The sequence below is a fragment of the Janthinobacterium salmonicoloratum genome, assembly GCF_051380845.1.
GTDB classification, from domain to species: domain Bacteria; phylum Pseudomonadota; class Gammaproteobacteria; order Burkholderiales; family Burkholderiaceae_D; genus Janthinobacterium; species Janthinobacterium lividum_F.
Map to the genome: position 1 here is coordinate 57142 of NZ_JBNYXV010000009.1, position 25893 is coordinate 83034.

Annotated in this window: 27 protein-coding genes; 15 read left to right on the forward strand and 12 right to left on the reverse strand. The window is 66.4% G+C overall.

What is annotated here, in order from left to right; genetic code table 11:
- Positions 1-64 precede the first annotated feature (64 nt).
- The gene (locus tag ACQ4WY_RS26535) at positions 65-550 is read left to right on the forward strand and encodes a (R)-mandelonitrile lyase (protein WP_436506656.1); all 486 of its coding nucleotides are present in this window, start codon (positions 65-67) and stop codon (positions 548-550) included.
- A 7-nt stretch (positions 551-557) separates the two neighbouring features.
- Here the strand turns inward: ACQ4WY_RS26535 and ACQ4WY_RS26540 are convergent, their stop codons facing one another.
- The gene (locus ACQ4WY_RS26540; protein ID WP_436506657.1) at positions 558-1451 is read right to left on the reverse strand and encodes a LysR family transcriptional regulator; all 894 of its coding nucleotides are present in this window, start codon (positions 1449-1451) and stop codon (positions 558-560) included.
- A gap of 88 nt (positions 1452-1539) precedes the next feature.
- On the opposite strand from ACQ4WY_RS26540, the gene ACQ4WY_RS26545 reads away from it, so the two are divergent.
- The 3 genes from ACQ4WY_RS26545 to ACQ4WY_RS26555 are packed head-to-tail and all read left to right on the forward strand — an operon-like array spanning position 1540 to position 4283.
- Positions 1540-2205, forward strand: a complete 666-nt coding sequence (locus tag ACQ4WY_RS26545) for an RraA family protein (protein ID WP_436506658.1) — start codon at positions 1540-1542, stop codon at positions 2203-2205.
- Between the two features lie 35 nt (positions 2206-2240).
- Positions 2241-2888 carry a 4-carboxy-4-hydroxy-2-oxoadipate aldolase/oxaloacetate decarboxylase gene (locus ACQ4WY_RS26550; RefSeq protein ID WP_436506659.1) on the forward strand — a complete coding sequence of 216 codons (648 nt, stop codon included), beginning with the start codon at positions 2241-2243 and terminating at the stop codon, positions 2886-2888.
- A 36-nt stretch (positions 2889-2924) separates the two neighbouring features.
- Positions 2925-4283, forward strand: coding sequence for an MFS transporter (locus tag ACQ4WY_RS26555; RefSeq protein ID WP_436506660.1), 1359 nt, complete (start codon positions 2925-2927; stop codon positions 4281-4283).
- On the opposite strand, the gene ACQ4WY_RS26560 is transcribed toward ACQ4WY_RS26555, so the two are convergent.
- Both ACQ4WY_RS26560 and ACQ4WY_RS26565 read right to left on the reverse strand, forming a co-directional pair.
- The gene (locus ACQ4WY_RS26560) at positions 4266-5363 is read right to left on the reverse strand and encodes an acyl-CoA dehydrogenase family protein (protein WP_436506661.1); all 1098 of its coding nucleotides are present in this window, start codon (positions 5361-5363) and stop codon (positions 4266-4268) included. The genes ACQ4WY_RS26555 and ACQ4WY_RS26560 overlap by 18 nt on opposite strands.
- 223 nt (positions 5364-5586) lie before the next feature.
- Positions 5587-5916: a hypothetical protein gene (locus ACQ4WY_RS26565; protein WP_436506662.1), complete on the reverse strand. Its 330-nt coding sequence runs from the start codon at positions 5914-5916 to the stop codon at positions 5587-5589.
- A 160-nt stretch (positions 5917-6076) separates the two neighbouring features.
- Between ACQ4WY_RS26565 and ACQ4WY_RS26570 the strand changes: the two genes are divergently transcribed.
- Together ACQ4WY_RS26570 and ACQ4WY_RS26575 are read left to right on the forward strand one after the other, a co-directional pair.
- Positions 6077-7732 carry a SulP family inorganic anion transporter gene (locus tag ACQ4WY_RS26570; RefSeq protein WP_436506663.1) on the forward strand — a complete coding sequence of 552 codons (1656 nt, stop codon included), beginning with the start codon at positions 6077-6079 and terminating at the stop codon, positions 7730-7732.
- A gap of 49 nt (positions 7733-7781) precedes the next feature.
- Complete coding sequence (locus ACQ4WY_RS26575; protein WP_436506664.1) at positions 7782-8402, forward strand: ParB-like protein; 621 nt, start codon at positions 7782-7784, stop codon at positions 8400-8402.
- A gap of 13 nt (positions 8403-8415) precedes the next feature.
- Here ACQ4WY_RS26575 and ACQ4WY_RS26580 read toward each other — a convergent pair whose 3' ends face one another.
- From ACQ4WY_RS26580 to ACQ4WY_RS26590, 3 genes are all read right to left on the reverse strand, one after another.
- Positions 8416-8988 (reverse strand): DUF4337 domain-containing protein, encoded by a 573-nt coding sequence (locus ACQ4WY_RS26580; protein ID WP_436506665.1) that lies wholly within the window; start codon positions 8986-8988, stop codon positions 8416-8418.
- Between the two features lie 133 nt (positions 8989-9121).
- On the reverse strand, positions 9122-9730 hold the full coding sequence (gene gstA / locus ACQ4WY_RS26585; protein ID WP_436506666.1) for a glutathione transferase GstA: 609 nt from the start codon (positions 9728-9730) through the stop codon (positions 9122-9124).
- 108 nt (positions 9731-9838) lie between these two features.
- Entirely contained in the window at positions 9839-10735 is an 897-nt protein-coding gene (locus tag ACQ4WY_RS26590) for a LysR family transcriptional regulator (RefSeq protein ID WP_353657495.1), read from the reverse strand.
- A gap of 84 nt (positions 10736-10819) precedes the next feature.
- On the opposite strand from ACQ4WY_RS26590, the gene ACQ4WY_RS26595 reads away from it, so the two are divergent.
- Together ACQ4WY_RS26595 and ACQ4WY_RS26600 are read left to right on the forward strand one after the other, a co-directional pair.
- Positions 10820-11029 (forward strand): Asp23/Gls24 family envelope stress response protein, encoded by a 210-nt coding sequence (locus ACQ4WY_RS26595; protein ID WP_436506667.1) that lies wholly within the window; start codon positions 10820-10822, stop codon positions 11027-11029.
- A gap of 92 nt (positions 11030-11121) precedes the next feature.
- On the forward strand, positions 11122-12516 hold the full coding sequence (locus tag ACQ4WY_RS26600) for an MFS transporter (RefSeq protein WP_436506668.1): 1395 nt from the start codon (positions 11122-11124) through the stop codon (positions 12514-12516).
- Here ACQ4WY_RS26600 and ACQ4WY_RS26605 read toward each other — a convergent pair.
- The gene (locus tag ACQ4WY_RS26605; protein WP_436506669.1) at positions 12496-13356 is read right to left on the reverse strand and encodes a LysR family transcriptional regulator; all 861 of its coding nucleotides are present in this window, start codon (positions 13354-13356) and stop codon (positions 12496-12498) included. The two genes, ACQ4WY_RS26600 and ACQ4WY_RS26605, sit on opposite strands and share 21 nt — an antisense overlap.
- A gap of 150 nt (positions 13357-13506) precedes the next feature.
- Here ACQ4WY_RS26605 and ACQ4WY_RS26610 point away from each other — a divergent pair, with 150 nt between their 5' ends.
- The 3 genes from ACQ4WY_RS26610 to ACQ4WY_RS26620 all read left to right on the forward strand — a co-directional run bounded on the left by ACQ4WY_RS26610 (position 13507) and on the right by ACQ4WY_RS26620 (position 16480).
- Positions 13507-15021 (forward strand): MFS transporter, encoded by a 1515-nt coding sequence (locus ACQ4WY_RS26610; protein WP_436506670.1) that lies wholly within the window; start codon positions 13507-13509, stop codon positions 15019-15021.
- Between the two features lie 72 nt (positions 15022-15093).
- The gene (locus ACQ4WY_RS26615; RefSeq protein WP_436506671.1) at positions 15094-15900 is read left to right on the forward strand and encodes a TOTE conflict system archaeo-eukaryotic primase domain-containing protein; all 807 of its coding nucleotides are present in this window, start codon (positions 15094-15096) and stop codon (positions 15898-15900) included.
- A gap of 10 nt (positions 15901-15910) precedes the next feature.
- On the forward strand, positions 15911-16480 hold the full coding sequence (locus tag ACQ4WY_RS26620; RefSeq protein WP_436506672.1) for a phospholipase D family nuclease: 570 nt from the start codon (positions 15911-15913) through the stop codon (positions 16478-16480).
- Here ACQ4WY_RS26620 and ACQ4WY_RS26625 read toward each other — a convergent pair.
- Entirely contained in the window at positions 16438-17364 is a 927-nt protein-coding gene (locus ACQ4WY_RS26625; protein ID WP_436506673.1) for a LysR family transcriptional regulator, read from the reverse strand. The two genes, ACQ4WY_RS26620 and ACQ4WY_RS26625, sit on opposite strands and share 43 nt — an antisense overlap.
- Positions 17365-17491: 127 nt before the next feature.
- Here ACQ4WY_RS26625 and ACQ4WY_RS26630 point away from each other — a divergent pair, with 127 nt between their 5' ends.
- Together ACQ4WY_RS26630 and ACQ4WY_RS26635 are read left to right on the forward strand one after the other, a co-directional pair.
- A complete protein-coding gene (locus ACQ4WY_RS26630) occupies positions 17492-18658 on the forward strand; it encodes an agmatine deiminase family protein (protein ID WP_436506674.1) in 1167 nt (388 codons plus the stop codon).
- Between the two features lie 11 nt (positions 18659-18669).
- The gene (locus ACQ4WY_RS26635) at positions 18670-19749 is read left to right on the forward strand and encodes an agmatine deiminase family protein (RefSeq protein WP_436506675.1); all 1080 of its coding nucleotides are present in this window, start codon (positions 18670-18672) and stop codon (positions 19747-19749) included.
- Between the two features lie 22 nt (positions 19750-19771).
- On the opposite strand, the gene ACQ4WY_RS26640 is transcribed toward ACQ4WY_RS26635, so the two are convergent.
- Positions 19772-20833: an NAD(P)H-dependent flavin oxidoreductase gene (locus ACQ4WY_RS26640; RefSeq protein ID WP_436506676.1), complete on the reverse strand. Its 1062-nt coding sequence runs from the start codon at positions 20831-20833 to the stop codon at positions 19772-19774.
- A 104-nt stretch (positions 20834-20937) separates the two neighbouring features.
- On the opposite strand from ACQ4WY_RS26640, the gene ACQ4WY_RS26645 reads away from it, so the two are divergent.
- Both ACQ4WY_RS26645 and ACQ4WY_RS26650 read left to right on the forward strand, forming a co-directional pair.
- Positions 20938-21807, forward strand: a complete 870-nt coding sequence (locus ACQ4WY_RS26645) for a LysR substrate-binding domain-containing protein (protein WP_436506774.1) — start codon at positions 20938-20940, stop codon at positions 21805-21807.
- On the forward strand, positions 21804-22934 hold the full coding sequence (locus tag ACQ4WY_RS26650; protein WP_436506677.1) for a YbfB/YjiJ family MFS transporter: 1131 nt from the start codon (positions 21804-21806) through the stop codon (positions 22932-22934). Before ACQ4WY_RS26645 ends, ACQ4WY_RS26650 begins: the two co-directional genes overlap by 4 nt.
- A gap of 10 nt (positions 22935-22944) precedes the next feature.
- On the opposite strand, the gene ACQ4WY_RS26655 is transcribed toward ACQ4WY_RS26650, so the two are convergent.
- The 3 genes from ACQ4WY_RS26655 to ACQ4WY_RS26665 are packed head-to-tail and all read right to left on the reverse strand — an operon-like array spanning position 22945 to position 25792.
- Positions 22945-23985, reverse strand: a complete 1041-nt coding sequence (locus tag ACQ4WY_RS26655) for a serine hydrolase domain-containing protein (RefSeq protein ID WP_436506678.1) — start codon at positions 23983-23985, stop codon at positions 22945-22947.
- Positions 23976-24779, reverse strand: coding sequence for an alpha/beta fold hydrolase (locus tag ACQ4WY_RS26660; RefSeq protein WP_436506679.1), 804 nt, complete (start codon positions 24777-24779; stop codon positions 23976-23978). Before ACQ4WY_RS26660 ends, ACQ4WY_RS26655 begins: the two co-directional genes overlap by 10 nt.
- Positions 24776-25792: a M14 family zinc carboxypeptidase gene (locus tag ACQ4WY_RS26665; protein WP_353657482.1), complete on the reverse strand. Its 1017-nt coding sequence runs from the start codon at positions 25790-25792 to the stop codon at positions 24776-24778. The genes ACQ4WY_RS26660 and ACQ4WY_RS26665 overlap by 4 nt, the downstream gene beginning before the upstream one ends.
- Positions 25793-25893: the final 101 nt, after the last annotated feature.

Consider the following 25893-nt stretch of genomic DNA (forward strand, 5'->3'; position numbering starts at 1 on the left):
AGCCGGCTGCCCTGCGGCAAGCCCATTGTGGGGACCGATTTACCGGCAAGAAAGGAAACCAGACATGCATCGATACGCCGCGGCACTCTTGCCGCTTTGCCTGCCCGCCGGAGCCGTTTCTGCCGGGGCCGGCGCCATTTCTGCGCCAGCGTCCGTCACCGTCACGCGCGCCGCCGCCATGTCCACCATCACCGGCGACGCCCGCTATTTCACGGGCGCGGTCGACGTCGACGCCATGTTCCAGCGGCCGTCCCCGGCCCGCGCGGGCGGTGGCATCGTCAGCTTTGCGCCCGGCGCCCGCACGGCTTGGCATACGCATCCGCTAGGCCAGACCCTCATCGTCACGCAAGGCCACGGCTGGGTGCAGCACTGGCAGGGCCCGCTGCAAGCGCTGGCCGTGGGCGATGTGGTGTGGATACCGCCCGGCGTCAAGCACTGGCATGGCGCCACGGCCACGTCCGCCATGCAGCATGTCGCCATTGCAGAGGCGCAAGATGGCACGGCGGTCAGCTGGCTGGAACACGTGACGCAAGACGCTTATCCCAACTGACGTGCCGTCAGCGTGGTTCGCCATGCGCCAGGATCTCGAGGAAAGCCGCCACCAGGCGGCTTTTTTCATCGGCCCGCGTAACGGCCACCACCGTGGTGCTGGTGGCGATATCGTCCACCGGCAGGAAAACCACGTCGGTGCGGTTGTTTTCCGCGATCGAGCGGGCCACCAGGGTGGCGCCCAGGCCGGCGGCCACCAGCGACAGGGCTGTGTAGATTTCCACGGCTGAATACGCCACGGCCGGCTCGGCGCCCGCCGCTTTCAGCGCGGCGACGATCTGCTGGCCGAAGGGGCTGATCGGGTCTTTCGGATACAGGATGAAGGGGATGTCGGCCAGCTCGGCAGCGCGCAGCGACGCCCGTGCCGCCAGCGGATGGTGCAGGGGCAGGGCGGCCACCAGCGGGTCGTCCAGGGTGACCGCGTGGCACAGGTCGGGCGGCGCGGCGCAGGGACCGATGAAGCGCGACAGGCCGATATCGATGCGGCCCTGGCGCAGCTGCGCCGGCTGGTATTCGGACAGCGCCTCGACCAGGTCCAGCTGCACCAGCGGATAGGCGGCGCGAAACTGGCGGATGGCCCGCGGCAGCACGGAGAACGTGGCCGAGCGGGTAAACGCGATGCCCAGCCAGCCGTGGCTGCCCGTCGCCAGGCCCTTGGCCTCGTCGTCCAGGCGCGCCGCCTGCAACAGCAGTTCCTTGGCGCGCGGATAGAAAAACCGGCCCAGCGGCGTTGGCTCCATGGGCCGGCGCGAACGGTCGAACAGCTCGCCTCCCAGGTGGGCTTCCAGCTGCCCCAGCTGCATGCTGATGGCCGTCGGCGCCACGTGCAGGCGCTCGGCGGCGTGCGCGGCGCTGCCCGCTTCCACCACTTCGCAAAAATACCGCAACTGTCTTAAGTTCATTTTTATTGATCCATGAGTCAATAATCGATGTTTGATATTGAAAACACTTTATATGAAACTGAGCTCCACGACAATCAGGAGACGTTTCATGGAAGACAGTTTATTCACGCAGGCGCGCGGCCTGAGTAGTGCGGAAGTGTCGGACGCGCTCGACTATTTCTGCTTGCCCGGCAGCGTCCCCGGCCTCGTCCCGGTGGCCGGACCGCGGCGCCTGTTCGGCCCCGCCTTCACCGTGCGCTTCGCGCCAGTCGACAGCGAGTCTCCCGGCACGGTGGGCGATTACCTCGACGATATTCCTGCGGGCGCCATTGCCGTGCTCGACAACGCCGGCCGCAGCGATTGCACCGTCTGGGGCGGCATCATGAGCCAGCTGGCGGCGCACCGGGGCGTGACTGGCACCGTCATCGATGGCGTGTGCCGCGACACGGCCGAAGCCGATGCCGCCGCCTACCCCCTGTTTGCGCTGGGGCGCTTCATGCGTACTGGCAAGGACCGGGTGCAGGTGGATGCCGTCGGCGCGCCCGTCAGCCTGGCCGGCGTGCGCGTGGCGCCTGGCGACCTCGTCGTGGCCGACCAGGACGGCGTCGTCATCGTGCCGGCGGGCCGGGCGCACGCGGTGTTCGAGCGCGCCCTGGCCATGCAGGCGGTGGAATTGCGCATCGTCGCCGCCGCGCTGGACGGCATGTCCCTGCGCGACGCGCGGCGCCAGTTCGGCTATCACACCCTGCAGCGCAAGCCTGCGCACGCCGCCTGACGTCATCCATTTCCCTAGCTAACTGAAAGTACACCATGGACCAGATTGTTTCCATCGAGACCTTGCACGCCCTGCGCCGGCTGGGCGCAGCCACCATCTACGAGGCGCAGGGCGCGAAAGGCGCGCTCGACAGCGGCATCAAGCCGATTGCGCCCGGCATGCGCCTGGCCGGGCCCGCCCTGACCGTCGATACGCGCCCGGCAGACAACCTGATGCTGCACTACGCCATGCTCAAGGCCCGGCCCGGCGACGTGCTGGTGGTCGACGCCAAGGGCTTTCTGGAAGCGGGCGTGTGGGGCGACGTGTTCACCGAGCAGGCGCAGCGGATCGGGCTGGCCGGCCTGGTGATTCACGGCGCCGTGCGCGACGCGGCCGCCATGACGCAGGCGGGCTTTCCCGTCTTTAGCCGGGGCCTGTCGATCAAGGGCACGGGCAAGCACCAGCCGGGGCGCCTCAACGTGACCGTCACCATCGGCGACGTTGGCATCGATCCCGGCGACATCATCGTCGGCGACCAGGACGGCGTGGTGGTGGTGCGGCGCCACGAGGTGGACGCGGTGCTGCTGAAAAGCCGCCAGCGCGAAGAGATGGAAGCGCAATTCCGCCAGCAGATCCGAGACGGCGCCACGACCGTCGAGCTGCTGGGCCTGGAAGAGACGCTGCGCAGGCTGCAGCTGGGCTGATACGCGCATACCACTATAAAAACCAGGAGACACCCCATGCATGCCACCACTACCGCCGCAGCTGCGGCGCCAGCCGCACGTCGTCCCACGCGCTACCGCTGGGTCGTCGCGGCCCTGTTTTTCATCGTCTACACGATTGCCGCCGCCGACCGCGCCAACCTGGGCGTGGTCCTGCCCTTTTTGCGCCGCGAGTTTGAAATGAGCAATACCGACGCGGGCGGCCTCGTCAGCCTGTTCCTCGTCGCCTATGCGCTGGCGCAACTGCCTTCCGCCTGGCTGCTGTCGAAGTTCGGCGTGCGCAAGGTCTTCACCATTTCCATGGTCCTCACCTCGATTGCCACCGGCCTGACAGGGCTCGTCGGTTCCTTGCTGTCGCTGAAACTGTGCCGCCTCGGCCTGGGCCTGGCCGAAGGGCCGCTGCCGATAGGCGTGACGACTACCATCAATCACTGGTTTCCCTCGCGCGAGAAGGGCACGGCGTCGGGCCTGTTCTTGTCCGCTGTCAAGTTCGGTCCCGTCATCACGCCTATCCTGGGCGCGGCCATCATTGCCGCCTGGGGCTGGCGCGAAGTGTTCATCTGGTTTTCCGTGCCGGGCGTGATTCTGGCCATCTTTTGGTACTTCCTGGTGACCAACAAGCCAGCCGAAAGCCGCTTTGTCAACGTCGAAGAATTGGCCGTCATCGAGGAAAAGGCGCTCGATGGCAGCAGCACCGGCACGGCGGCCACGTCGCGGCCCATGCCCTGGCTCGACAAGCTGATACGCGTGCGTATGGTGCCGACTGTGACCACCAGCCGTGGCGTGTTTGCGTCTTGGAATATCCTCGGCTGCGCGCTCGGCTATTGCTGCCAGCTGGGCATTTCCAGCGTGCTGCTGGCCTGGATACCCACGTACTTGCTGACGGTAAAGCAGTTTTCCATCATGAACATGGGCATGGTGGCGGCCGCGCCGTGGGTGGGCGCCGTCTTCGGCAATATCCTGGGCGGGGTGCTGGCCGACCGCGTGCTCGACAAGCGCCGCAAACCGGGCATGCTGATTTCGGCCCTGTCGACGGCCGTCATGATGTACTTGCTGATCCATGCGCCTGCCGACCCGCTGCAGTACGGCGCGCTGCTATTCCTGACGGGCGTGCTGCTGAGCATCGGTTTTTCCGCCTACATGGTGTATCCGATGCAATTCGTGTCCAAGGAAAAATTCCCCGTCGCCAATGCCGTCGTCAACATGGGCGGCCAGCTGGGCGGCGCGGCCACGCCGTGGATCGTCGGCATGCTGCTCGACCATTACGGCTGGGATTATGTGTTCGGCTTCATGGCCGCCATTTCCTGCCTGACCTTCCTGGTGGTGCTGACGATCGCCGAACCGCTGAAGCTGCGGCCGTCAGGGCAGCAGCAATGAATGCTGGCTGGCCGTGTGAAAATCGCGCCAGACGCGGTTGATGGCGCTGTCTTCGCGGGCAGCGTACAGGCCGCAGTAGGGATACAAGCCATCGACGGCGGAGCGGCACACGGCCACCAGGGCCAGCGAACTATCTTGGACAGCCTGCATGGCGTCGTCGTCGAGCGCCGCGCCGCCTGCCACCTGCGCCCAGCTGTCGTCCAGCACGGCGTAAAAACGGGCGCGGGCGGCAGTGTACGCCTCTTTCTTGCCTTGCAGCATGGATACCACTTCCGGCACGTCCAGCAGGGGCAAGCCGGCGCGCGCATGGCGGCGGTGGCGCATGCATTCCTCGGCCAGCTGCATGAAATGCGCGGCCATGCCGGCCGCGTTGGCAGCCAGGGTCACATAGGCCAGTGAATAGAAGGGGTAGCGGTACAGGGGGCTGTCGGCCGTCGCGGTGTCGGGACTGATCGTAAAGCCATGTTCCTTGCTGAGCCACTGGCCGTCGATGCGGTAGCTGTGCGAGGCGCTGGCGCGCATGCCGATGCTGTTCCACGAGGGCACCAGTTGCACCAGCGCAGCGGGCACGAGGAAGGCGCGGATGCGCGGTTTTCCCTCTGCATCGAGCAGGGGCTGGCCATCGCGCTGCAGCCGGGCATTCAGGGTGAAGTGGGTGGCCATGGGCGCGCCACTGGCGTAGTCCCAGCTGCCCGTGATGCGGTAGCCGTCGCCTTCTTCCTCGGCGTAGCCCGTGGCCGCGCCGCTGCCGCCCAGGCAAACGCGCGGCGTGCCGATGATGCTGCGCGCCATGTCAGGCGCCAGAAAGCCCGCGAACCAGCCCGCGCCCGCGCACAGGGTCAGCACCCAGCCCATGCTGCCATCGACGGCGGCCACGGCTTCTTCCAGGCGCACCACTTGCGGCAAAGGCAGCTCGGCGCCGCCGGCACTGTGCGGCGCCAGCATCGTCAGCCAGCCACGCCGGTGCAGCAAGGCTTGCTGGGCCGGATGCAAAAAGCGGGCGGCGTCGGCCGCCGGCGCGTGGCGCGCGATGCGGCGCGTGTCGCGTGCGGAAAGGATATCAAGGACAGCGTGCGGCATGGGGCAGTATCCGGCAATGGCGAAGGCGGGCATTTTCGCACAGTGCGGCGTGCCGTGGGCACATGGTCCGGCGCCCTGGCGCCAGAAGCCCCTTCCGGACGGTTGGTGATCGCGCTGGCGCCGGCTATCCTTCCCCTGTCAGGCGAAAAAGATGGATGTGTCTAGGGCAGCGGCAATTGCACCGTGTCGCTGGCGCGCTGTGCGGCACTGCCCTTTGCGTCATTTACTTTCCGATCTGTTTGCTGACCACATTTTCCTGCTGGTTCAGGGCGCGCTGGTCTGCCTTGGTGATATGGCCGTGATCGAGCTTGGCCATACTGCGCTCTTCGCGGCGGATGCTGCGGTCTTCGCGGTGCAGGGCGGCTGCCTGCCCTTTGGTGATTTCGCCTTCCTTGACTTCCTTGTGGATGCGCGCGTTTTGATGCGCCAGGCGGTTGTTCACCTGTTCGCGGCGCGGGTGGTTTTTCTGCCAGGTCGTTTCTGCGGCAAAGCTGCTGGCGGTAGCCGAGGCAAAAATCATCAGGATGATGGCGGACAGAGTGGTGGTTTTCATTGCAGTCTCCAGGTGGATGTCAGGGATGTGACACTGCTCAAACGCGCCGCCGGTGCCGCTGGTGCACAGGATATTTGTCTCAAGTGTAAGCAAATGTGGCTGGAACGGCGGTTTTGCCGCATCATGGAGCGGACCATTGCCACCTATCAGGAGCATCGCCATGAGCGCATCGGCTGCGACGCAAACGAACCGTTGGCAAGATGTCAGCGCCGGCCTGTCGATCGCCGGCCTGTTGCTGCCGGAAGCGGTGGCGTATGCCAGCATCGGCAACCTGGCGCCCCAGGCTGGCATCCTGGCCCTGTTCGCGGGCTTGCTGTGCTATGGCGTGCTGGGCACGAGCCGCTTTGCCATCGTTTCGGCCACGTCGTCGTCGGCCGCCGTGCTGGCCGCAGCCATGGCTTCGATGCCGGGCGGCACCGTGGGTCACCGGCTCATGCTGATGGCGGGACTGGTGATGTTGACGGGGGCATTTTTCCTGCTGGCCTGGGTGGCCAGGCTGGGCAGCGTCACGCAATTCATCGCCAAGCCCGTGTTGCGGGGCTTTTCCTTCGGCCTGGCCATCGTGATCATCGTGAAACAGTTGCCCGGCGTGCTAGGCGTGCAGCCGCCGCAAGGCGACCTGCTGCATCTCGTCCCCGGCTTGCTGGCGCGGGCAGGGCAGTGGAACGGGCGCGGCGCGGGCCTGTGCGCGGCGGCGCTGCTGTTGCTGTTCCTGCTGCGGCGCAGGCAGCGCTGGCCCGCCGGACTGATCGTCATTGCGCTGGGGATCGCCGCAGGACAGTGGCTCGACTTGTCGCGCCACGGCGTGGCCCTGGTGGGCGCCATCGATGTCAGCCTGGCCATGCCTGTCTTGCCGCGCCTGACGCAGGAGGAATGGACGCGCCTGGCCGAGCTGGCGTTTGCGCTGGCGCTGATCCTGTATGCCGAATCGTATGGCGCCATCCGCAGTTTTGCCTTGAAGCATGGCGACCCCGTGGCGCCCGAGCGCGACTTGCTGGCACTGGGCGCGGCGAACGTGCTGGCGGGATTGCTGCAAGCCATGCCGGTGGGCGCCGGCTATTCGGCCACGTCAGCCAACGAGGCGGCCGGCGCCACCTCGCGCCTGTCGGGGCTGGTGGCCGCCGCCGTGGTGGGCGTCATCGTGCTGACCCTGCTGCCGCTGGTGGCGCTCACGCCCGTGCCCGTGCTGGCCGCCGTGGTTATCCACGCTGTCAGCCATACCCTGAACCCTGTTTCTTTGCAGCCCTATTTTGCCTGGCGCCGCGACCGCCTGCTGGTGCTGGCGGCGATTGCCGGCGTGCTGCTGTTCGGCGTGCTCGACGGCTTGCTGGTGGCCATCGCCATCAGTCTGCTGCTGATGCTGCGCCGCCTGTCGCAGCCGGGCATGTCCGTGCTGGGGCGGCTGGGCGACAGCCACGACTACGTCAAGCTGGCGCTGCATCGCGATGCCCAGCCGCAGCCGGAGCTGTTGATACTGCGTCTCGATGAGCCCTTGTTCTTTGTCAATGCCGAGCGCAGCCTGCACCTGGCGCGTGCCATGCTGGAGGAGCGGGCCGGTCCGCTGCGCAAGGTGATCCTCAGCCTGGAAGAGTCGCCCGACCTCGATGGCAGTAGCGTCGAAGCCTTGCGCGACTTTGCCGCGTTCGTGCGTCAGCAGGGGCTGGCCCTGACCCTGGCGCGGTTGAAGGAGCCGACATACGCCGTGCTGCAACTGGCGCTGCGCGACATGCTGGCCGGCACTCCGGCGCTGTTGCTCAGTGAATTGAGCGTGGCCGAGGCCGTGCGCCTGCTGGGCGGCGCCACGCCTGAAAAGTAGCGGCGACTATGCTACGCTGGCGGCCAGGCGATGCATCTTGGGAGACAGCATGACAAGCGCGAAACCGCAACTGGTCAAGGCAAGGCTGAACAAGCTGCTGCCCACGCAAATCACGGTCGGCATGGCCGAAGTGGCGTTCAAGCGCGCGCACTGGGCCAGCCTGGGCAGGAAGGCAAGGGCAGCGGCACTGGCCGATCACTGGTTTCCCAGTATCATCGGCCCGGAAGGACGTCACTACATCGTCGACCACCACCATTTCGGCCTGGCACTGCACCAGGAGGGCGTGAAAACCGTCAGCCTGATGATACTCAAGGATTTGTCCTGGCTGGAGCCGCTGCACTTCTGGCATGTGATGGACCACCATCAATGGGTGCACCCCTACGACAGTGAAGGCTTGCGCCGCGATTTTTCCGCCATTCCCCGGCAGCTGAGCGGCTTGCACGACGATCCCTACCGCAGCCTGGCCGGCGAATTGCGCAGCGCAGGCGGCTACGCCAAGGATGTGACGCCCTTCAGCGAATTCTTGTGGGCCGATTTCCTGCGCAGCCGTATCGCATCCGCCGACCTGCAAAAAAATTTCCCCAAGGCACTGGCGCAAGCCATGAAACTGGCGCGCAGCCAGCAGGCGCGCTATCTGCCCGGCTGGAGCGGCGTCGTGCCGCCCGCCTGAAGCGCGTCTGCCGTTACAGCAGGAAGGCGCTGCCGGCGGCCAGTATGCCGGCCGCCGCCGCGCCCACGGAACCCCACAGCAGCCAGCGGCGCCGCGTCAGCACGGTGATGGCGGCCAGCGCCACGGCGATCTGGATGAAGGTCAGGGCCATGGCCAGGCGTTCGTGCGGGCGCAGCTTGGCTTCCGATTCCTCGCCCAGCTTGCGTGATTGCTCTTCCAGCTGGCGCGCGCCGGCTTGCACGGCCGGTTTTTCCCTTTCCTGCCTGGCTTGCTCAGCCAGAAAACGGGTGCGCACCTCGGGCATGCTGGCGAGCGCGGCCGTGGCTTCGGCGATATGGCCTTTCGTCGACTTCGCCTGGTACAAGGCCCACTGGTCGCTCGCCTGCGCCTGCTTGAGGATGCTCTCGTTCTTCAGGAACATGGCTTCGTTCTGCGCATTGCCGCTCTGGTAGCTGATCAGGGCGCCGATGGTGGCGAGTATGGCCGTCATCAGGGCGATTTTTTGCGTCAGGCCATCGCGTTCCTTCTCCGTTGCCTCTTCCACGGCGTGTTCATGGGGACTGGGCACTTCGTATTCTTCTTCCATGGCGGACCTTTCGTGGAGGCAGCGTGAACGGGAGGTGCAGCGCTCATACTACCTCATCTGACATGGGCAATTTCGCCGTGCCCCATATTCGCCGGCCTACCAAGCTGGCCTGAAAAAAAACTGGACCCGATCTTTAAGCCGCCTGGCTTTCCGCCGCCAGCGCCGCCTTGACGCTGTCGCGCTGGCCCACTCTTGCGAGGAAGGCTTGCACATGCGCCAGCGCGGACAAATCCACGCCCAGGCCAGGCGCCCAGCCCGTGATGACGAACAGATAGGCGTCGGCGACCGTGAACGTGTTGCCGGTCAGGTAGGCATGGCCTTCCAGGCGGCTGTCCAGCCACTTGTATTTCTTGCCAAGTTGCTCAATGAATAATGTCTTGGTGGCCGCGTCGATGCGGGGATCGAACAGGGAACTGAACGATTTGTGCAGCTCCGACGTGATGTAGTTTTGCCATTCCAGCACCTTGTAGCGGGCAAAGCCACCCACCGGCGGCAGTAGATCTTGCCTGCCGGCCAGTTCGGCGATGTACTGGGCGATGATGGGGCCTTCGCTCAAGGTCGTGCCATCGTCGAGCGCCAGCAGCGGCACTTGGCCTTTCGGGTTGAGTTCGTAGTAATTGCCGCCTTCCTGCGTGCGGTGCTGGCGCAGGTCGACCTTGACCAGGGTGAACGGCGTGCCCGTTTCGCGCAGGACGATGTGCGGTGCCTGCGAGCAGGCGCCCGGCGAGAAGAAGAGTTTCATGGCGATCCTTGAACAGGTGGGGAAGATACCACTATAGTCCTGCACCGCCGCACGGTAAACGCGTGTTCGTGCGGTCACACTTTCTGCCCGGTGAAGGATTGCTCTGTCTCAAACCCGGGGATAGCGCAAGGTGTCGAGCAGCAAGGTAAACGCGGGCGAGGGGTGGCGCCGGCTCGGGTAATACAGCTTGTAGCCCGCATACGTGGGGCACCAGTCGTCCAGCACGCGGATCAAACGGCCATCGGCCAGGTAGGGCAGGACGACGTCTTCCGCCATGCAGGCCACGCCCAGGCCATCGAGCGCCGAATGCAAGCGCATGGCCATGTTGTTGTAGATCATTTGCCCTTCCACCCGCACTTTCAGCTCCTGCCCATCCTTGGCAAATTCCCAGGCAAACAGGCCGCCCAGGGTGGGCAGGCGCATATTGATGCAGTTGTGCGCCATCAAGTCCTGCGGCGTGGCGGGCGGCGCCTGGCGGGCGAAGTAGGCGGGCGCGGCGACGACGGCCATGCGGAAATCGGGACCGATGGGCATGGCGATCATGTCCTTGGCCACTTGCTCGCCCAGGCGCACGCCCGCGTCGCAGCGCGCGGCCACGATGTCGGTCATGCCATTGTCGACGACGACTTCGATGTTGATGTCGGGATAGTCCGGCAGCAAGCGGGCGATGGCCGGCTGCAATACCGTCAGCGCCGAGTGTTCTCCCGCGCTGATGCGGATGTTGCCGGCCGGCTTGTCGCGCCGGGCGCTGAGCAGGGCCAGCTCCGCCTCGATCTCGTCGAAGCGGGGCGCCACCGTGCGCAGCAACTGTTCGCCCGCTTCCGTGGGCGAGACGCTGCGCGTGGTGCGCACCAGCAGGCGCAAGTCGAGCCGTTCTTCCAGCGCGCGCACCGTCTGGCTCAGCGCCGATTGCGACACGCCCAGCTTGGCTGCCGCCCTGGTAAAACTGCCTTCGCGGGCCACGGCCACGAAGGCGAGGATGTCGTTGAAGTTGGTCTGCGCCATGTTGTCACCTTTCAGTCATTCATCACGCTGCGTTATGCTGTTATTCTGCAAGCACTCCCTGCCATGTGGCCGGACTATCGCCTGATGAAAAAATTTCTTTACTCGCTACTGGGTTTTGTCCTTGCCAGCGTCATCGCATGGGGCGCCCTGTTGCTGTGGAGCGGCCTGGTCTTGCAACTGCCTCCCGGCGACAGTTATTGGGACCGCACACCGTATGCGGCCGACATTTTCCTGGCTTGCTGGCTATGCCTTGCCATCGGGGCGGCAATGCTGGCGGCTCGGCTGGTCTGTTGATCCTGGCTCCGTGCAATTCATTAGTCTAGCTAATAAGTTCATGCAGACTTTAGCATCTATTTACGGTAATGCATACGTCTTACAGTGATGGCATGAAAAATGTTCCCAATCCCGCTATCCCCGCCGCGCCGCACAAGGTGGCCATCCTCGCCATCATCCTTGTCAGCTATGTAATGATCGTGCTCGACACGTCCATCGTGCTGACGGGCTTACCGAAAATCCACCAGGAGCTGGGCTTTACAGATACGGGCCTGGCCTGGGTGCAAAGCGCCTACACCCTGACCTTTGGCGGCTTGCTGCTGCTGGCCGCCCGTGCCGGCGATGCGTATGGCCGGCGCCGCCTGCTGCAGCTGGGCTTGGCGCTATTCACCTTGGCCTCGCTGGCCATCGGCCTGGCGCAGTCGCCGGCCATGCTGATTACCGCGCGCGCCATCCAGGGCGTGGGCGCGGCCATCCTGGCGCCATCTACCCTGGCCTTGCTGCAAACCACGTTTGCGGAGGGGCGCGAACGCACGCGCGCCATCGCCCTGTACAGCGCCGTGGCCGGCATTGCCGCCAGCGTGGGCCTGGTGCTGGGCGGCGTGCTGGCCGAATGGCTGTCGTGGCGCGTGGGTTTCTTCATCAACCTGCCCATCGGCGCCGCCATGCTGGTGGCGGCGCGCCGCTACCTCGTCGAGAGTGAAACCACTCGTGGCCGCTTCGACGTGGCCGGCGCCGCCAGTTCCACCCTGGGCATGACGGCCCTCGTGTATGGTTTGATCCGCTCGGCCGGCGCCGGCTGGGGCGATGCCCTGACGCAAGCAACCCTGGCGGCGGGCCTGTTGCTGCTGGCCGCCTTCATCTTCATCGAGCGGGGCGCCGCGCAAGCCATCCTGCCGCTGCGCCTGTTTGCCGATGCGCAACGCAATGCGGCGTACGGGGCCAGGGTGCTGTTCATGGGGGCCATGATCGGCTTCTTCTTTTTCACCACGCAATTCCTGCAAGTGGTGCTGCGCTATCCGCCCTCGCTGACGGGCCTGGCTTTCCTGCCCATGACCCTGGTCAACTTCGGCGTCGCCCTGTGCGTGCCGCGTTTGACGCGCCGCCTGGGCAATGCGCGCCTGCTGGCCATGGGACTGGGATTGACCCTGCTGGGCATGGCATGGCTGAGCCGCGTCGACGCGGGCACGGCTTACTGGTTGGGTGTCGCCCTGCCCATGGTGCTGATCGGCGCGGGGCAGGGCATGGCCCTGAGTCCGCTGACGGCGGCCTGCGTGGCCGGCGTGCCGGCGCAGGATGCGGGCGCCGCCTCGGGTGTCGTCAACGTGGCGCACCAACTGGGCAGTTCGCTGGGGCTGGCGGCGCTGGTGGCCGTGGCCGGCCTGGGCGCGGGCCAGCTGGCGGACGTGCCGCTGCTGGCGCACCGCGTGACGGTTGCCCTGGGCGGCGCGTCCGCCATGCTGGCGCTGGCCTTGCTGCTGGTACTGTCATGCCGCCGCAGCGGCTGACCACTCGCGCAGCAATTGTCCGAACGCTACGGCCGCCGCCGTGCTGCTGGCGGCGCGCCAGACGAGCTGGAACTGGGCGGCGGGCAGGGCGGGCAAGCCATGCTGGCCATCGATAACTTCCATGCCCGCTTCCAGGTCGCCTTGCGGCAGGGCCGTGATCGCCAGCCCGGCCAGCACGGCGGCGCGCAAGCCCTGCTGGCTGGGCGAGGTGAACGCCACGCGCCAGTCGAGGCCGGCGCCATCGAGGGCGTCGACGCCCACTTGCCGATGCATGCAGGGCGCGGGTGAAAACGCCAGCGGCAGGGGCAGCGCGCCGTCATGCCGGAAGTCGTGCGCGGCCGCCCAGACGAAGCGCGTGCGGCGCAGCACGGCCGCGTCATCTTGCCCATCCGCCAGGGCCATGACGACGGCCAGGTCCAGCGCATCGGCGGCGACCAGTTTCTGCAAGTCCAGATAGGTGCCCACCGTCACATCCAGGCGCACGGCGGGAAACAGGTGCGCGAACTGCGCCAGCAGGGCAGGCAGGCGCGCGCCCATGAAATTTTCCGGTACGCCAAAGCGCACGGCGCCCGCAATTGCGGAACGCTGGAAGCGCCGCGACAGCGCATCCTGGGTCGCCAGGATCTGCCGCGCGTGGCGCAGGAAATCCTCGCCATCTTCCGTCAGGCGCAGGCTGCGCGTCGTGCGCAGCAGCAGCGCGGCGCCCGCTTGCTCTTCCAGGCGGCGGATCTGGTGGCTGATGGCGGATTGGCTCAGGTGCAGCCGTTCGGCGGCGCGCGTAAAGCCGCCCGTGTCCGCTACGGCCACAAAGGCGCGCAGCAGGGCGGTATCGAAGTCCATGGGGTTCCCGTGATTCATGATGGAAATGAATGAATTGTACAAAATTTTATCATTTCCCTCATGAGTCGAGCTTTTCTAGAATGCTGGTTCGCAGTGCGCCGGCACTATGCGCCCCTCGACCCCTCCACGACTACCGAAAGCAAGGCTTCGATGCACCTTACTAATTCGCAACAAAATGCACTGACTCTGGCCGCCGTGTGCCTGGCCTCACTCATGTTCGGGCTGGAAATTTCCAGCGTGCCCGTCATCTTGCCCACCCTGGAAACCGTGCTGCATGGCGATTTCAAGGACTTGCAATGGATCATGAACGCCTACACTCTGGCTTGCACCACCGTGCTGATGGCAACAGGCACACTGGCCGACCGCTATGGCCGCAAGCGCTTGCTTCTCGCCAGTCTGGCCCTGTTCGGCCTCAGTTCGCTGGCATGCGGCTGGGCCGGCAGCACCGGTGTGCTGATCGCCGCGCGCGCGCTGCAAGGCATGGCCGGCGGCGCCATGCTGATTTGCCAGGTGGCCGTGCTGTCGCAGCAGTTCCCGGCCGGCGCCGCGCGGGGCAGGGCGTTTGGCGCATGGGGCATCGTGTTTGGCCTGGGCCTGGGCTTCGGCCCCATCATCGGCGCCGCCATCGTCGCGCTGTCAAACTGGCAATGGGTATTTCTCGTGCACGGCCCGCTGGCCGTCGTCGCGCTGCTGCTGGCCGGCCTGGGCGTGAGCGAATCGCGCGACCCGCAGCGGCGCAAGCTGGACGTGGCGGGCATCGCCACCCTGTCGCTGGCCGTGTTCAGCCTGGCGTGGTGCCTCACGCAGGGGCCGGCGCTGGGTTTCAATGATCCCCGCACGCTGACCAGCCTGGCCGTGGCGCTGCTCAGCCTGATGCTGTTTGCCGTCATCGAACGGCGCCAGGCGGAACCGATGATCGATTTCAGCGTATTTCGTATCCGCCGCTTCTCGGGCGCCTTGCTCGGTTCGGCGGGCATGAACTGCAGTTTCTGGCCGCTCATGATTTACCTGCCCCTGTACGTGCAGCATGGCCTCGGCTACAGCAGCCTGGGCACGGGATTGACCTTGCTGGCCTACACCTTGCCCACCTTGCTCGTGCCGCCCCTGGCCGAGCGGCTGGCGCTGCGCTACCGGGCCGATGCGGTGATCCCTGCCGGCTTGCTGGCCATCGGCCTGGGGTTTTTGCTGATGCTGTGGGGCAGCCAAGCCGAAACTGCCAGCTGGTTGACGATCTTGCCCGGCTGTCTGCTGGCGGGCACGGGGCTGGGCTTGACGAACACGCCCGTCACCAACACGACGACGGGCGCAGTGCCCGGCGAACGGGCTGGCATGGCTTCCAGCATCGACATCAGCGCGCGCATGGTCAGCCTGTCCATCAATATCGCGCTGATGGGCTTTATCCTCGTCGAAGCCCTCCAGTCCGCCTTGCGGCCGCATCTGCCCGGCGGACTGGACGCGGCCACCCTGCGCGCCCTGGCGGAAGACTTATCTGCAGGCAAGGGCGCCGGCGCGCTGCCGGCCGGCGTGGCCAAGCTTGCGCTGGCACAAGGCTTTGGCGCCGTGATGCTGTACGGCGGCGTGGCCGCCTGCCTGTTCGCCGTGGCCAGCTGGCTGGTGTTTGGCGCCGGGCGGGCGCGGCGGTCAGCCGAACTGCCGGTGCCCTGAAATCCGGGGGCCGGGGAGGCTATAATCTGGGCACGTTGGCAAGTGTTGTCCAACGTCACTACGAGGCCGCCCATGCATAAACTGATTTCCGAACTCACCCGCCTGTATCTGTTCGAGGAACAGCAGCATTATCTGGAGGCGGACGGCGGCGCCCAGCCACTGACGCCGGCCGTGCTGGCGCGCCATTTGGCGGGAGAGCAGACGGTAGCGGTGCAACTCGTGACCGATAGCGGCGTGACGCGGGCGCTGGTGCTGGAGTTTGGCGGCAAGGGTGGCGGTGAAGCGCACTGGAGCGCGCTGTGCGCGATTGCCAATGCCGTGCAGCACGAGCTGGACTTGCCGGCGCCCGCCGTCAGCATCTCGGGCACGGCGTTCCAGTTATGGCTGTCCCTGGCCACGCCCGTGCCTGTCGCCCAGGCGCGCCAGTTCGTGCAGCTGCTGCGCTCGACCTTCTTACCCGCCTCGACCGACATCCTCGCCGTCGCGCCGCCTGCTTACGTGGAACAGGTGGCGCTGCCGCCCGCGTTGCAGCCGTCGGGGAAATGGGCCGCCTTCATCCACCCCAGCATGGGCGCCGCCTTTGTCGACGAACCGGGCCTGGACATGCCACCGCCGCCAGCGGCCCAGCTGGGCTTCCTGGAAGGCTTGCGCAGCATCAACCCCGCCCAGTTCGCGCAGGCGCTGGCGAAGTTGCAGGGACATGCGGGCTTGGCCGATGCGGTGCCTGCTTCCGCTCCCGTCGCCGCCCCATTGCCAGCGCCAGTGTCCCAGTCAGTGACGCAGCCGGGACTGCTGCTGCAGGACGCCACCTTGGAAGACATCGTGCGCTGGCTGCATGCGCGCAACATCGAGCCGACGTTCCGGCACCGGCTGCCGTAGGCGACGCGCCATGAAAAACATCCTGTTCATTGCTGCGCTATTGCTGGCTGGTGGCGTTCCTGTCCCATCGCTTGCCGCCGACGCCGCGCCCACAGTCACCATCGAGAACGCCTTTTCCCCTGATGGCGGGGCGGAGGCGCTGGTGCTCAAGGTCATCGATAGCGCGGCGTCGACGATACGGCTGGCCGCCTATTCGTTCAGCTCGCCCCGTGTGGTCGAGGCCTTGCTGAACGCGCGCCAACGGGGCGTCGATGTCCGGGTGCTGGTCGATGCGCGGCGCAACGAACGCAAGAACAGCCGGGCCGCCTTGAACCGGCTCGTCGACGCGGGCATCCCCACCCGCGTCATTTCCCGCTACGCGCTGCATCACGACAAGTACATCGTTGCCGATGGCGTGACAGTGCAGAATGGCAGCTTCAATTACACGGCCGATGCCGCTACCGCCAACAGCGAAAATGTGATCGTCGTGTGGCATGGCGCGCGGCTGGCGCAATCGTACCTGGCGCACTGGGAAAACCGCTGGGCCAGCGGCATCGACTATGCGCGCGCGCCGGCGACGGCACCTGCACCGCTGCCGTAATCATTGCCCTGCGCGCGCAGCCAGTCGAACACTTGCCCGACGATGGCCGAACGGGGATGTTCAGCGACGCCCGACAACCACCAGGTGGTGCCCGGCACGCGCGGATAATCGGGCAGGATGTGCAGCAGGCCGCGCGCCAGGCTGGCGTTGACCAGCAAGCGGGGCAGGCAGGCGATGCCGCGCCCATCCAGGGTGGCGTCGAGCAACAGGCGCGCATCGTCGTAGATGGCGCGCTTGCGAAAGCGTGCCAGCGGCCCCAGGAACAGGGGCGCCGTGGCGTCGCCCGTCAGGCTTTCTTCCAAGCAAACCAGATCCGCGTGTAAATGATGCTCATCTTGCGGCACGCCGGCCAGCCGTGCCGCCAGCTCGCTGTTGGCCACTAATACCCATTCATCGTGCAGCAGGGGGATTTCCTGCAAGTCCGCTTGCAAAAGGGGGCGCTCGCCGATGGCGATGTCGACGTCGATCTCGTCGACGAAGCGGGCGCTCTCGTCGACCGACAGCAGCAAACACAGTTCGGGCAACTGCGCTTCGAGTGCCCGCAGCCGGGGTTGCAGCCAGCCGTGCAGCAGGGGCGCAGGGCACACCAGCACCACGAGACCCGGATCGAGGTAGGTGGCGATGCGCCCCAGGCCGCTGCGTAGCACGGTCATCGAGCGCTGCACGCTGCGCAGCAGCACTTCACCGGCCACCGTCAGCTCCACGCCCCGCCCGGCGCGGCGGAACAGCGGCTGCTTGACCTGTTCTTCCAGCAGTTGCACCTGATGGCTGATGGCCGACTGCGTCACGTGCAGCTCGTCGGCCGCGCGCGAGAAATTGCCGTGGCGGGCCGCTGCTTCGAAGCCCATTAATAGTTTCAGCGAAGGAATACGATGCTCTGACATATGAGAAAACCTAATGAATTAAGGTAAATCATATCATTTGTTTTCATATCTTGATCCATCCACAATGCCGTGCATGCCAATGCGTCCGCCACAGTGCGCGGTGCTGGCTCACTTCAAAGGATGAATCATGAACACACGTCGATATTTCTTGCGCCATTGCATGGTGGGCGGCAGCGCGCTGGCCATGGGCGGCATGTTGGCCGCCTGTGGCGGCAGTGCGCCGGAAACTGGCGCTATTACGCCAATGCCACCCGTCAACAGTGGCGGCGCGAATGGCGGCGTCAACCCTGCCGAAGGCTGGCGCATGCCCGACGAGGCCGAAGCGCACAAGGCGACGTGGATGGCGTACGGCGCCTCTAGCGCCGTCTGGACGCGCGCGCAAGTGCCGCAGGTGCAGCTGGCACTGGTGCGCATCGCCAATGCCATTGCCGCTTACGAACCCGTCAACATGCTGGTGCGTCCTGCCGAACTGGCCAGCGCGCGGCAATTGCTCGATGCACGCGTCACCCTGATTCCCGCCGAACTGGACGACTTGTGGATGCGCGACACGGGCCCTGTCTTCGTGCGCAAGCCAAGCGGCGAACGGGCCGGCGTGAAATTCAATTTCAATGGCTGGGGCAACAGGCAGCAGTCCGGCAGGGATGGCCTGGTGGCCGACGTGGTCGCCGCCCAGGCGCAGGTGCCGCTGCTGGCCACGCGCCTGGTGCTGGAAGGGGGCGCGCTGGAAGTCGATGGCAAGGGCACGGCCATCATCACGGAAAGCTGCGTGCTGAACAGCAACCGCAATCCAGGCTGGAGCAAGGCCGATTGCGAAGCGGAACTGCAGCGTCTGCTGGGCATCCGCAAGGTGATCTGGCTGCCTGGCATCAAGAACAAGGACATCACGGATGCCCATACGGATTTCTATGCCCGCTTCGTGCGCCCCGGCGTGGTGGCGGCGCACCGCGAGATGGACCCGGAATCCTACGACTACGCGCTGACGCGGCGCCACCTGGAGATATTGCGCGGCGCCACCGATGCCGATAATCAGCCGCTGCAGATCGTCGTCATCGATGGGCCTGAGAAAATTCGGCCTGGAAACAACCCGAACACCTTCGCCGCCGGCTACATCAATTACTATGCCACCAGCAGCGCTATTTTCCTGCCGGAATTTGGCGATGCGCAAGCGGACGCCAGCGCCAGGGCGCAGTATGCGCAGCTGTATCCGGGGCGCGCCGTGATCCAGATCAATATCGACCCCATCGCGGCCGGAGGCGGCGGCATCCATTGCACCACGCAACAGGAAATTGCATAAAGGAGAGCAGCATGCAACGACGACATTTCCTCTCGGGCGCCCTGGGCCTGGCGGCCGCCGCCGTGGGCTTGCCCGCCCTAGCGGCAGGCGCGGGCTGGCGCATGCCGGACGAAGGTGAGCGCCACGCCGCCACGTGGATGGCCTTTGGCGCGAATGACGAGGTGTGGGGCAAGCGCCTCAAGGCGGGCGCGCAGGCGAACCTGGCGCGCATCGCGCAAGCGATCGCCAGCGTCGAACCCGTGCACATGCTGGTCAACGAGGAAGACTACGATGTGGCCGCGCGCTTGTGCGGCAACAAGGTCAAGCTGCTGGTGCAGCCCATCGACGACCTGTGGATGCGCGACACGGGACCCGTCTTCGTCAAGAAGGCGGGCGGCGCGCTGGCGGGCGTGAATTTCAATTTCAATGGCTGGGGCGAAAAGCAGGACTATGACGACGATGCGCTGGTGGCCCCTTTCGTGGCCGGGCGCGCCGGCGTTGCCGTGCTGGAAAGCAGCCTGGTACTGGAAGGGGGCGGCATCGAAGTCGATGGCCAGGGCACGGCCATCATCACGGAAAGCTGCGTGCTGAACGCCAACCGCAATCCTGGCGTCAGCAAGGCAAAGTGCGAGCAGGAATTGCACCGGCTGCTGGGCATCGACAAAGTCATCTGGCTGCCCGGTATCGCGGGCCAGGACATCACCGATGGCCACACGGACTTTTATGCCCGCTTCTGCGCCCCCGGCGTCGTCGCGGCCGGCTTTGAAAGCGACCCGTCCTCGCCGGAGCGCGCCGTCACGCAGCGCCACCTCGACATCCTGCGCAAGGCCACGGACGCCCGCGGCCGTCCGCTGCAGGTGGTGGTCCTGCCCGGCCCGGGCCAAGTACGCCCGCAATATGAAAACAAGGATTTCGCCGCCGGCTACATCAATTTTTATGTCTGCAACGGCGCCGTGCTGTGTCCGGAGTTCGGCGACGCGAAAGCCGACCGCAACACCAAAGCCATCTTGCGCGAGCAATTCCCCGGGCGCGACATCGTGCAACTGAACATCGACGCCATCGCGGCCGGTGGTGGCGGCATCCACTGCACCACGCAGCAGCAGCCGGCGTGAGCGTGCCGGTCCAGCGAACGGCTCAAGCCGCCATTTCCTTCGCCAGCGTTGCCACCAGCTGCGCCGCTCCCATTTCCCGCGCCAGCGGCGCGCCCTGGCCGGCCCATAGCGCGGCAAATTCGCTGTCGCCGTGCTGGCTTGCTAGCGCGTTCAATTGTTTGGCGGCATCGTAGGCGACGGGATAGTCGGCCGGCGGCGGGCTGCCTGGCGCTTCGCCATGTTCGATCAAACGGTTCACCATGCCGCGCGCCAGGCGGCCCGAGAGCACGCTGGTCAGGCGCGTGCTGGCGGCCCGTTCGCTTTGCAGCTTGGCGCGGTAGCCCGCATTGGCCGACGATTCCGGGCATAGCACGAACGCCGTGCCCAACTGGGCGGCCACGGCGCCCAGGTCCAGCGCGGCGCGGATGCCTGGGCCATCCATGATGCCGCCGGCGGCGATGAGGGGCAGGGTGGTGCGATTCGCCAGCAGACGCAGCAGCACCGACGTGCTGTGGCGCTCGTCCGGCGCTTGCGGATCGAAGGCGCCGCGATGCCCGCCCGCTTCCACGCCTTGCGCCACGATGGCGTCGACCCCTGCCTGTTCGATCAGCGCCGCCTCGCGCAGATTGGTGGCCGTGGCCAGCGTGTAGATGCCGGCCTGGCGCAGGGCGGCGATCTTCTCCGTCGCCGGCAAGCCGAAATGGAAGCTGACGACGGCGGGGCGCTGTTCCAGCAACAGGGCGAATGCCGCGTCATTGCCGAGAAAACTTTTATATATCTCGTCGAGCTTCACTGGTACGGCCGCGCCCAGCTCCGCAAACAGGGGCGCCAGATGGGCCAGCCAGGCGGCCTCGCGCCGCGCATCCCTCGCCGCCGGCGCATGGCAGAACACATTCACATTGAAGGGGCCGTCCGTCAGCGCGCGCGTGTCTTCGATCACCTGGCGCGCCTGCGCCAGCGTGCCGGCGCCGATGGCCAGCGAACCGAGGCCGCCCGCATTCGAGACGGCGGCCGCAAGGCGCGGGGTGGAGACGCCCGCCATCGGCGCCTGAATGATGGGGAGCTGCAAGCCGAGGCGGTCGAGGAAGCGTTGGATTGAAGTCATGATGTTTCCTTCACGAAGTTGAGGGTGCCGTGTCGTACGCATATTCGATTCGTATTTTAAGAATATAATAGCACAATCATTTCAAAAGAAAGAACGTGATGGAGATGGAGTCATTGACGATTTTTTGTGCCGTGGCCAGTGAACTGAGCGTCACCCAGGCCGCAGCGCGGCTGGGGCGCGCACCCTCCAGCGTCACCACGCGCATCCAGCAGCTGGAAGCCGATATCGGCGCCGAACTGTTCGTGCGCACGAACAAGCGCATGGCCCTGACGGCGGCGGGCGAGCGCTTTCTCGAGTACGCGCAACGTTTGCTGGCGCTGGCGGAAGAGGCCAGGCACGTCGTCACGGGCGGGCGCGAGGGGGGCACCTTGCGCGTCGGCAGCATGGAAAGCACGGCGGCCAGCCGCTTGCCGGCCCTGCTGGCAGCGTATCACGCCCGCTATCCGGCGACGCGGCTGGCGCTGAGCACGGGGCCGTCGCGCCCCCTGATCGAGCAAGTGCGCACGGGCTTGCTCGACTGCGCTTTTGTCGCCTTGCCGTCGTCGTTTGGCGGCGCCGCCGCCTTGGCGGAGCTGGGACTGGCATCAACCGCCGTGTGGCGCGAGGAACTGTGTTTGCTGCTGCCGGCCAGCGAAGCGCAGGCGCGCCGCGCCGTGGAGGTGCGCACGCGCTCGCTGGCGGCGTTTCCGCAGGGCTGCACCTACCGCGGCATCGCCGAAGAGGTGCTGGGCGTGGCCGGCAGCACGCAGTGGAGCGTGCAGGAGCTGAGTTCGTATCACACCATGATCGCCTGCGTGGCGGCCGGCGCCTGCGTGACCCTGCTGCCGGCCAGCGTGCTGGCGCTGTCCGATGCGCCGGCCACCTTGAAAATCCTGTCCGCAGGGCAAGCCGACACCTTGCTGGTCTGGCGCGCGGGATTCGACGTGCCCGCCTTTCAACACTTGCTGGCGCAGCTAGGCGAGGTGGCGCCGTGAGCGCGCCGGCCAGGCTGCGCGCGGCCATTGCCGCAGCGGCCATCCTCGCCATCGGCATGGGCTTCGGCCGCTTCGCCTTCACGGCCATCTACCCGCATATGCTCGAGGAAGGCGTCTTGAGCTTGCGCGATGGCAGCCTGGCCGCTTCGGCCAACTATGCGGGCTATTTGCTGGGCGCCATCCTGGCCATGCGCGCGCGGGCCCACAGCGCGCACCGGCTGTGCCTATGGTCGGTGGCCGGCACGGCGCTGTGCCTGGGCGTGCTGGCCTTGACTATGCCCGTCTGGCTCATCGTGACGGTGCGGGGTGTGGCGGGCGTCTTCAGCGCCCTGGCCATGGTTGCCGCGTCATTGTGGCTGCTGGAACAGCGCCGGCATGCGCGCGGCGCGCCGCTGCTGTACGCGGGCGTGGGCGCCGGCATCGCCGTGTCGGCCGAATTGCTGGTGCTGGCATCGCACCTGGGCTGGCACAGCGCAGGCATGTGGCTGCTGCTGGCCGGCGTCACCGTGCTGGCGGGGCTGGCGGCCGCGCCCGCCATTGCGGCCAGTGGCCAGGCGACCCTGGCCGCGCCGGCGCAAGCGGCGGCATCGGCGCTGGCGCCCGTGGCGCCCTGGCCGCTGGTGCTGATCTACGGGCTGGCAGGGCTCGGCTACATCGTCACGGCCACCTACTTGCCCGTGCTGGTGGGCGCGGCCTTGCCCGGCCTGAACTCCGCCCACGTATGGGCCGTGTTTGGCCTGGGCGCGGCGCCCTCGTGCTTCCTGTGGCACCGGCTGCACGAGCGGCTGGGCACGCGCCAGGCGCTGCGGCTGAACTTGCTGCTGCAGGCGCTGGGCGTGGCCTTGCCCGTGCTGGCGCCCTCGGCCACCGGCTATCTGCTCAGCGCCATCCTCGTCGGCGGCACGTTTGTCGGCACGGTGACCATCGCCATGCCGGCCGCGCAGCGGGCCGCCAGCAAGGCAGGCGCCAACATGATGGCCATCATGACGGTGGTGTATGGCGTGGGGCAGATCATCGGCCCCGTGCTGGCCGGCAGCCTGTATGCGCAGTTGCACAGTTTCAATAGCGCACTGTTGGCGGCGGCCGGCGCGTTGCTGCTGGCGATTGCCGTGAGCTTGCGGCTGTAGGCTGCCTACTTTAGAGACCGAATACGCCACGCATGAAGTCGCCCCGCAGCGCGTTGATCCTGGCGAAATCGCGCGTGTAGTACAGCTTGTTCGTCAGCAGCACCGCATAGCGGCCGCGCCGGGGGCTGAGCCATAGTGCGGTGCCGGTGAAGCCGAGATGGCACCAGACGTCGTCTTCCGGCACTGTACCTGCCGCAGGGTGCCAGAACAGGCCGCGCGACGGAGTCAGGGCGCCCGTCTGCACCGTCAGCGAGGCGCGTACCCAGTCCGCGTCCAACACATCGGCGTGCCGGTCCGCGTTCGGCGCCAGCATCGCCTGCAGGAAGCGCTGCAGGTCGGGCACGTTTGAAAACAGCCCGGAGATGCCGCAGACCCCGCCCAGCAGCCGGGTCGAGAAATCATGCGTCACACCGGAAAGGTGGGCGCCCGCCTGCTCGCAATACTCGGTCGGCGCGACCTGCTTGCCATGCGCAGCTGCCAGCGGGCCGAAGCCCGTGGCGGCCATGCCCAGCGGCCGCAGGACATGTGTTTCCAGGGCCTGGTCCAGGGGCAGGCCCAGCAGCCGCTCGATGACAAAGCCGAGGATCAGTGCCGCGCGGTCCGTGTATTCCACAGCTCGGCCCGGCGTGCCTTCCAGCGGTTCGCGCAACACGCCGCGCACGATATCGTCGTACACCTCGCCATAGCTGGCGCGCAGGCGGGCGCGCAGCGGCAAGCCAGCCGTATGGGTGAGCAGCTGGAAAATGGTGATGGGCGCCAGCGCATGGCCCTGCGTGCCGGGCAGCACGTCGGCCAGCCGGATGTCCAGGCGCAGGCGGTTCTGGCGTACCAGCCAGCCCGTCAGCGACCAGACGCTGATGATTTTGGTCAGCGAAGCGATGTCGAACAGGGTGTCGACTTGCATCGCGGCACTGGCGGGCTCGGGCGTGAGCCGCCCGGCCGCGCCCGCCACGTTGTGGTGGACGGTGCCCATGGCCCAGGCCGCGCCTGGAAAAATCTGTTCCTGCACGCCGGCTTGCACCAGTTCTGCCAGTTGCCCTGTTATCTGCATGATGATTGTGCTGTTGTCGTCCTGTCATGGTCTGTCACGTCCACCCCCAGCCAGCGCGCCACCGATTGCGCCACCCATACCCCCTCGTCGAGCGGCAAGTCGTGGCCAGCGTCGCGGTGAATCAGGCAATCCGCCTGCCAGGCGCGCGCCAGGCGCTGCGAGCAGCGGTGGTCGACCAGCTGATCTTGCGCGCCGGCCATCACCAGCACGGGCATGGCCGGGCGGATGAGGGGAGCGCGGTAGCGGGCGGCCGACAGCAGCTGGCGCAGCGCATTGCGCCGGCTCACCGGGTATTGCTGTTGATATGCGCGCCAGTCGGCCAGCAGCGCGGGGTTGCCGCCAGCATGCCGGCGGCTCGTCAGGCGCAATATCAGCGCTTCCTGGCTGCCTGTGTCGCCCAGCAGCAGCTGGTGCAGCAGGGCGCCGTAGTTTTGCCAGCGCAGGCGCCGGTAAAACGGTCTATACGGCCGCATGCTGGTGTTGAGCAGCACGCAGCGGGCAATTTCCTGCGGGTAGCGGCTCGCCCATTCCACTGCCACCATGCCGCCCAGCGACAGGGCCAGCAGGTGGTATGGTGCGGGGACGCCCCGCGCCCGCAATTCCTGGCGGCAGTCTTCCACCATGGCGGCCACGCGGGTGGCGCTGTCCTGCGCGTGGCGCGTGCCATTGCCGGGCAAGTCGGGCGTGACGATGCTGGCGCCGGGCAGGGCGCGCGCCAGGCTGGCGGGAAACTCGCCCCAGTGGCGCTGTTCGCGCATCAGGCCGCGCAATAAAATCCAGGTGTGTGGTGTCATGACTCGTACCATTGCATGAGCGCGCGCCGGCGCTGCGCCTTGCGCAGCAAGCCTTCCGGCATCCAGCGGCCGTGGCTGCTGGCGGCGCGCATGAGGAAATCGAACCAGACCAGGTGCCGCCGCAGCACGCGCTGCAAGCGGTGCGCGGCCGTGGGATTGAAGATGCTGACCCGGTTGAACAGCTGGCGCGGGTTTTTCTTGACCCACAGCCACGAGCCCATTTCCAGGGTCAGCGGCAGGAACACGCGCCCGCTGTAGCTGGTGCCGTTCAGGTATAGATAATCCCACAGGTCGCCATGCGTACGGTATTGCCGGCTTTGCGGCTCGAACACATAGTTGTGGTTGGGGTAGCTCTGGCTGAACAGTTCTTCCAGCGCGCCGATCTCGGCCAGGTGGGCTATCGGCACCTTGGTATGCGCATGGGGAAACCAGATGCGGTCGCGCAAGCCGAAGCCGGAATGGCAATCGAGGGCGATGCTGAACTGGCGCGACAGCAGTTCGCGCTCGACGAGGTCGCATACGGCCTGGCTTTCCGCCTCCATCGGCCCCTCGGCTGCGCCCCGGTACCAGGGCAGGCGGGCGCTGTAGCGCTGTCCGCCCAGCATGAACGGCACGCGCTCACGCGCGCTCAACGGCGCGTTGCGCATCAGGTCCACGCCCTGCGGATTGCAGCGCGTGGCTTGCCACATGCCGCCCGGATTGACCAGCGGCATGAACACGAGGCGCATGCTTTCCAGCTGCTGGTGCAGGGTGGCATCCCAGCGCAGGCGCGCGATCAAGCTTTCCAGGAAAGACAGCAGTACTTGCGTGCCGATGCGTTCGAGGCCGTGGATGCCGCCAAAAAAACCCAGCACGGGCACGTCGGGGCCGGGATTGCCCAGCGCAATCGTGTAGACGGGAAACTCGCGCCCATCCATGGCGATGCTGCAGGGCGCGGCCACTTCCAGGTGGCTGCCGCCCTCGTCGATGAGGCGTTTCAGCATGACCAGCTCGGGCAGATTCTTTTCGATCATCAGGCGTCTGAAAGGGAAAGTGACAGCCAGTGTAGCCGAAATAACTGCCGCGCCAGACGTCCCGCATGGCGAAATTTGCGCACGGCGGCGATGTCACGAAG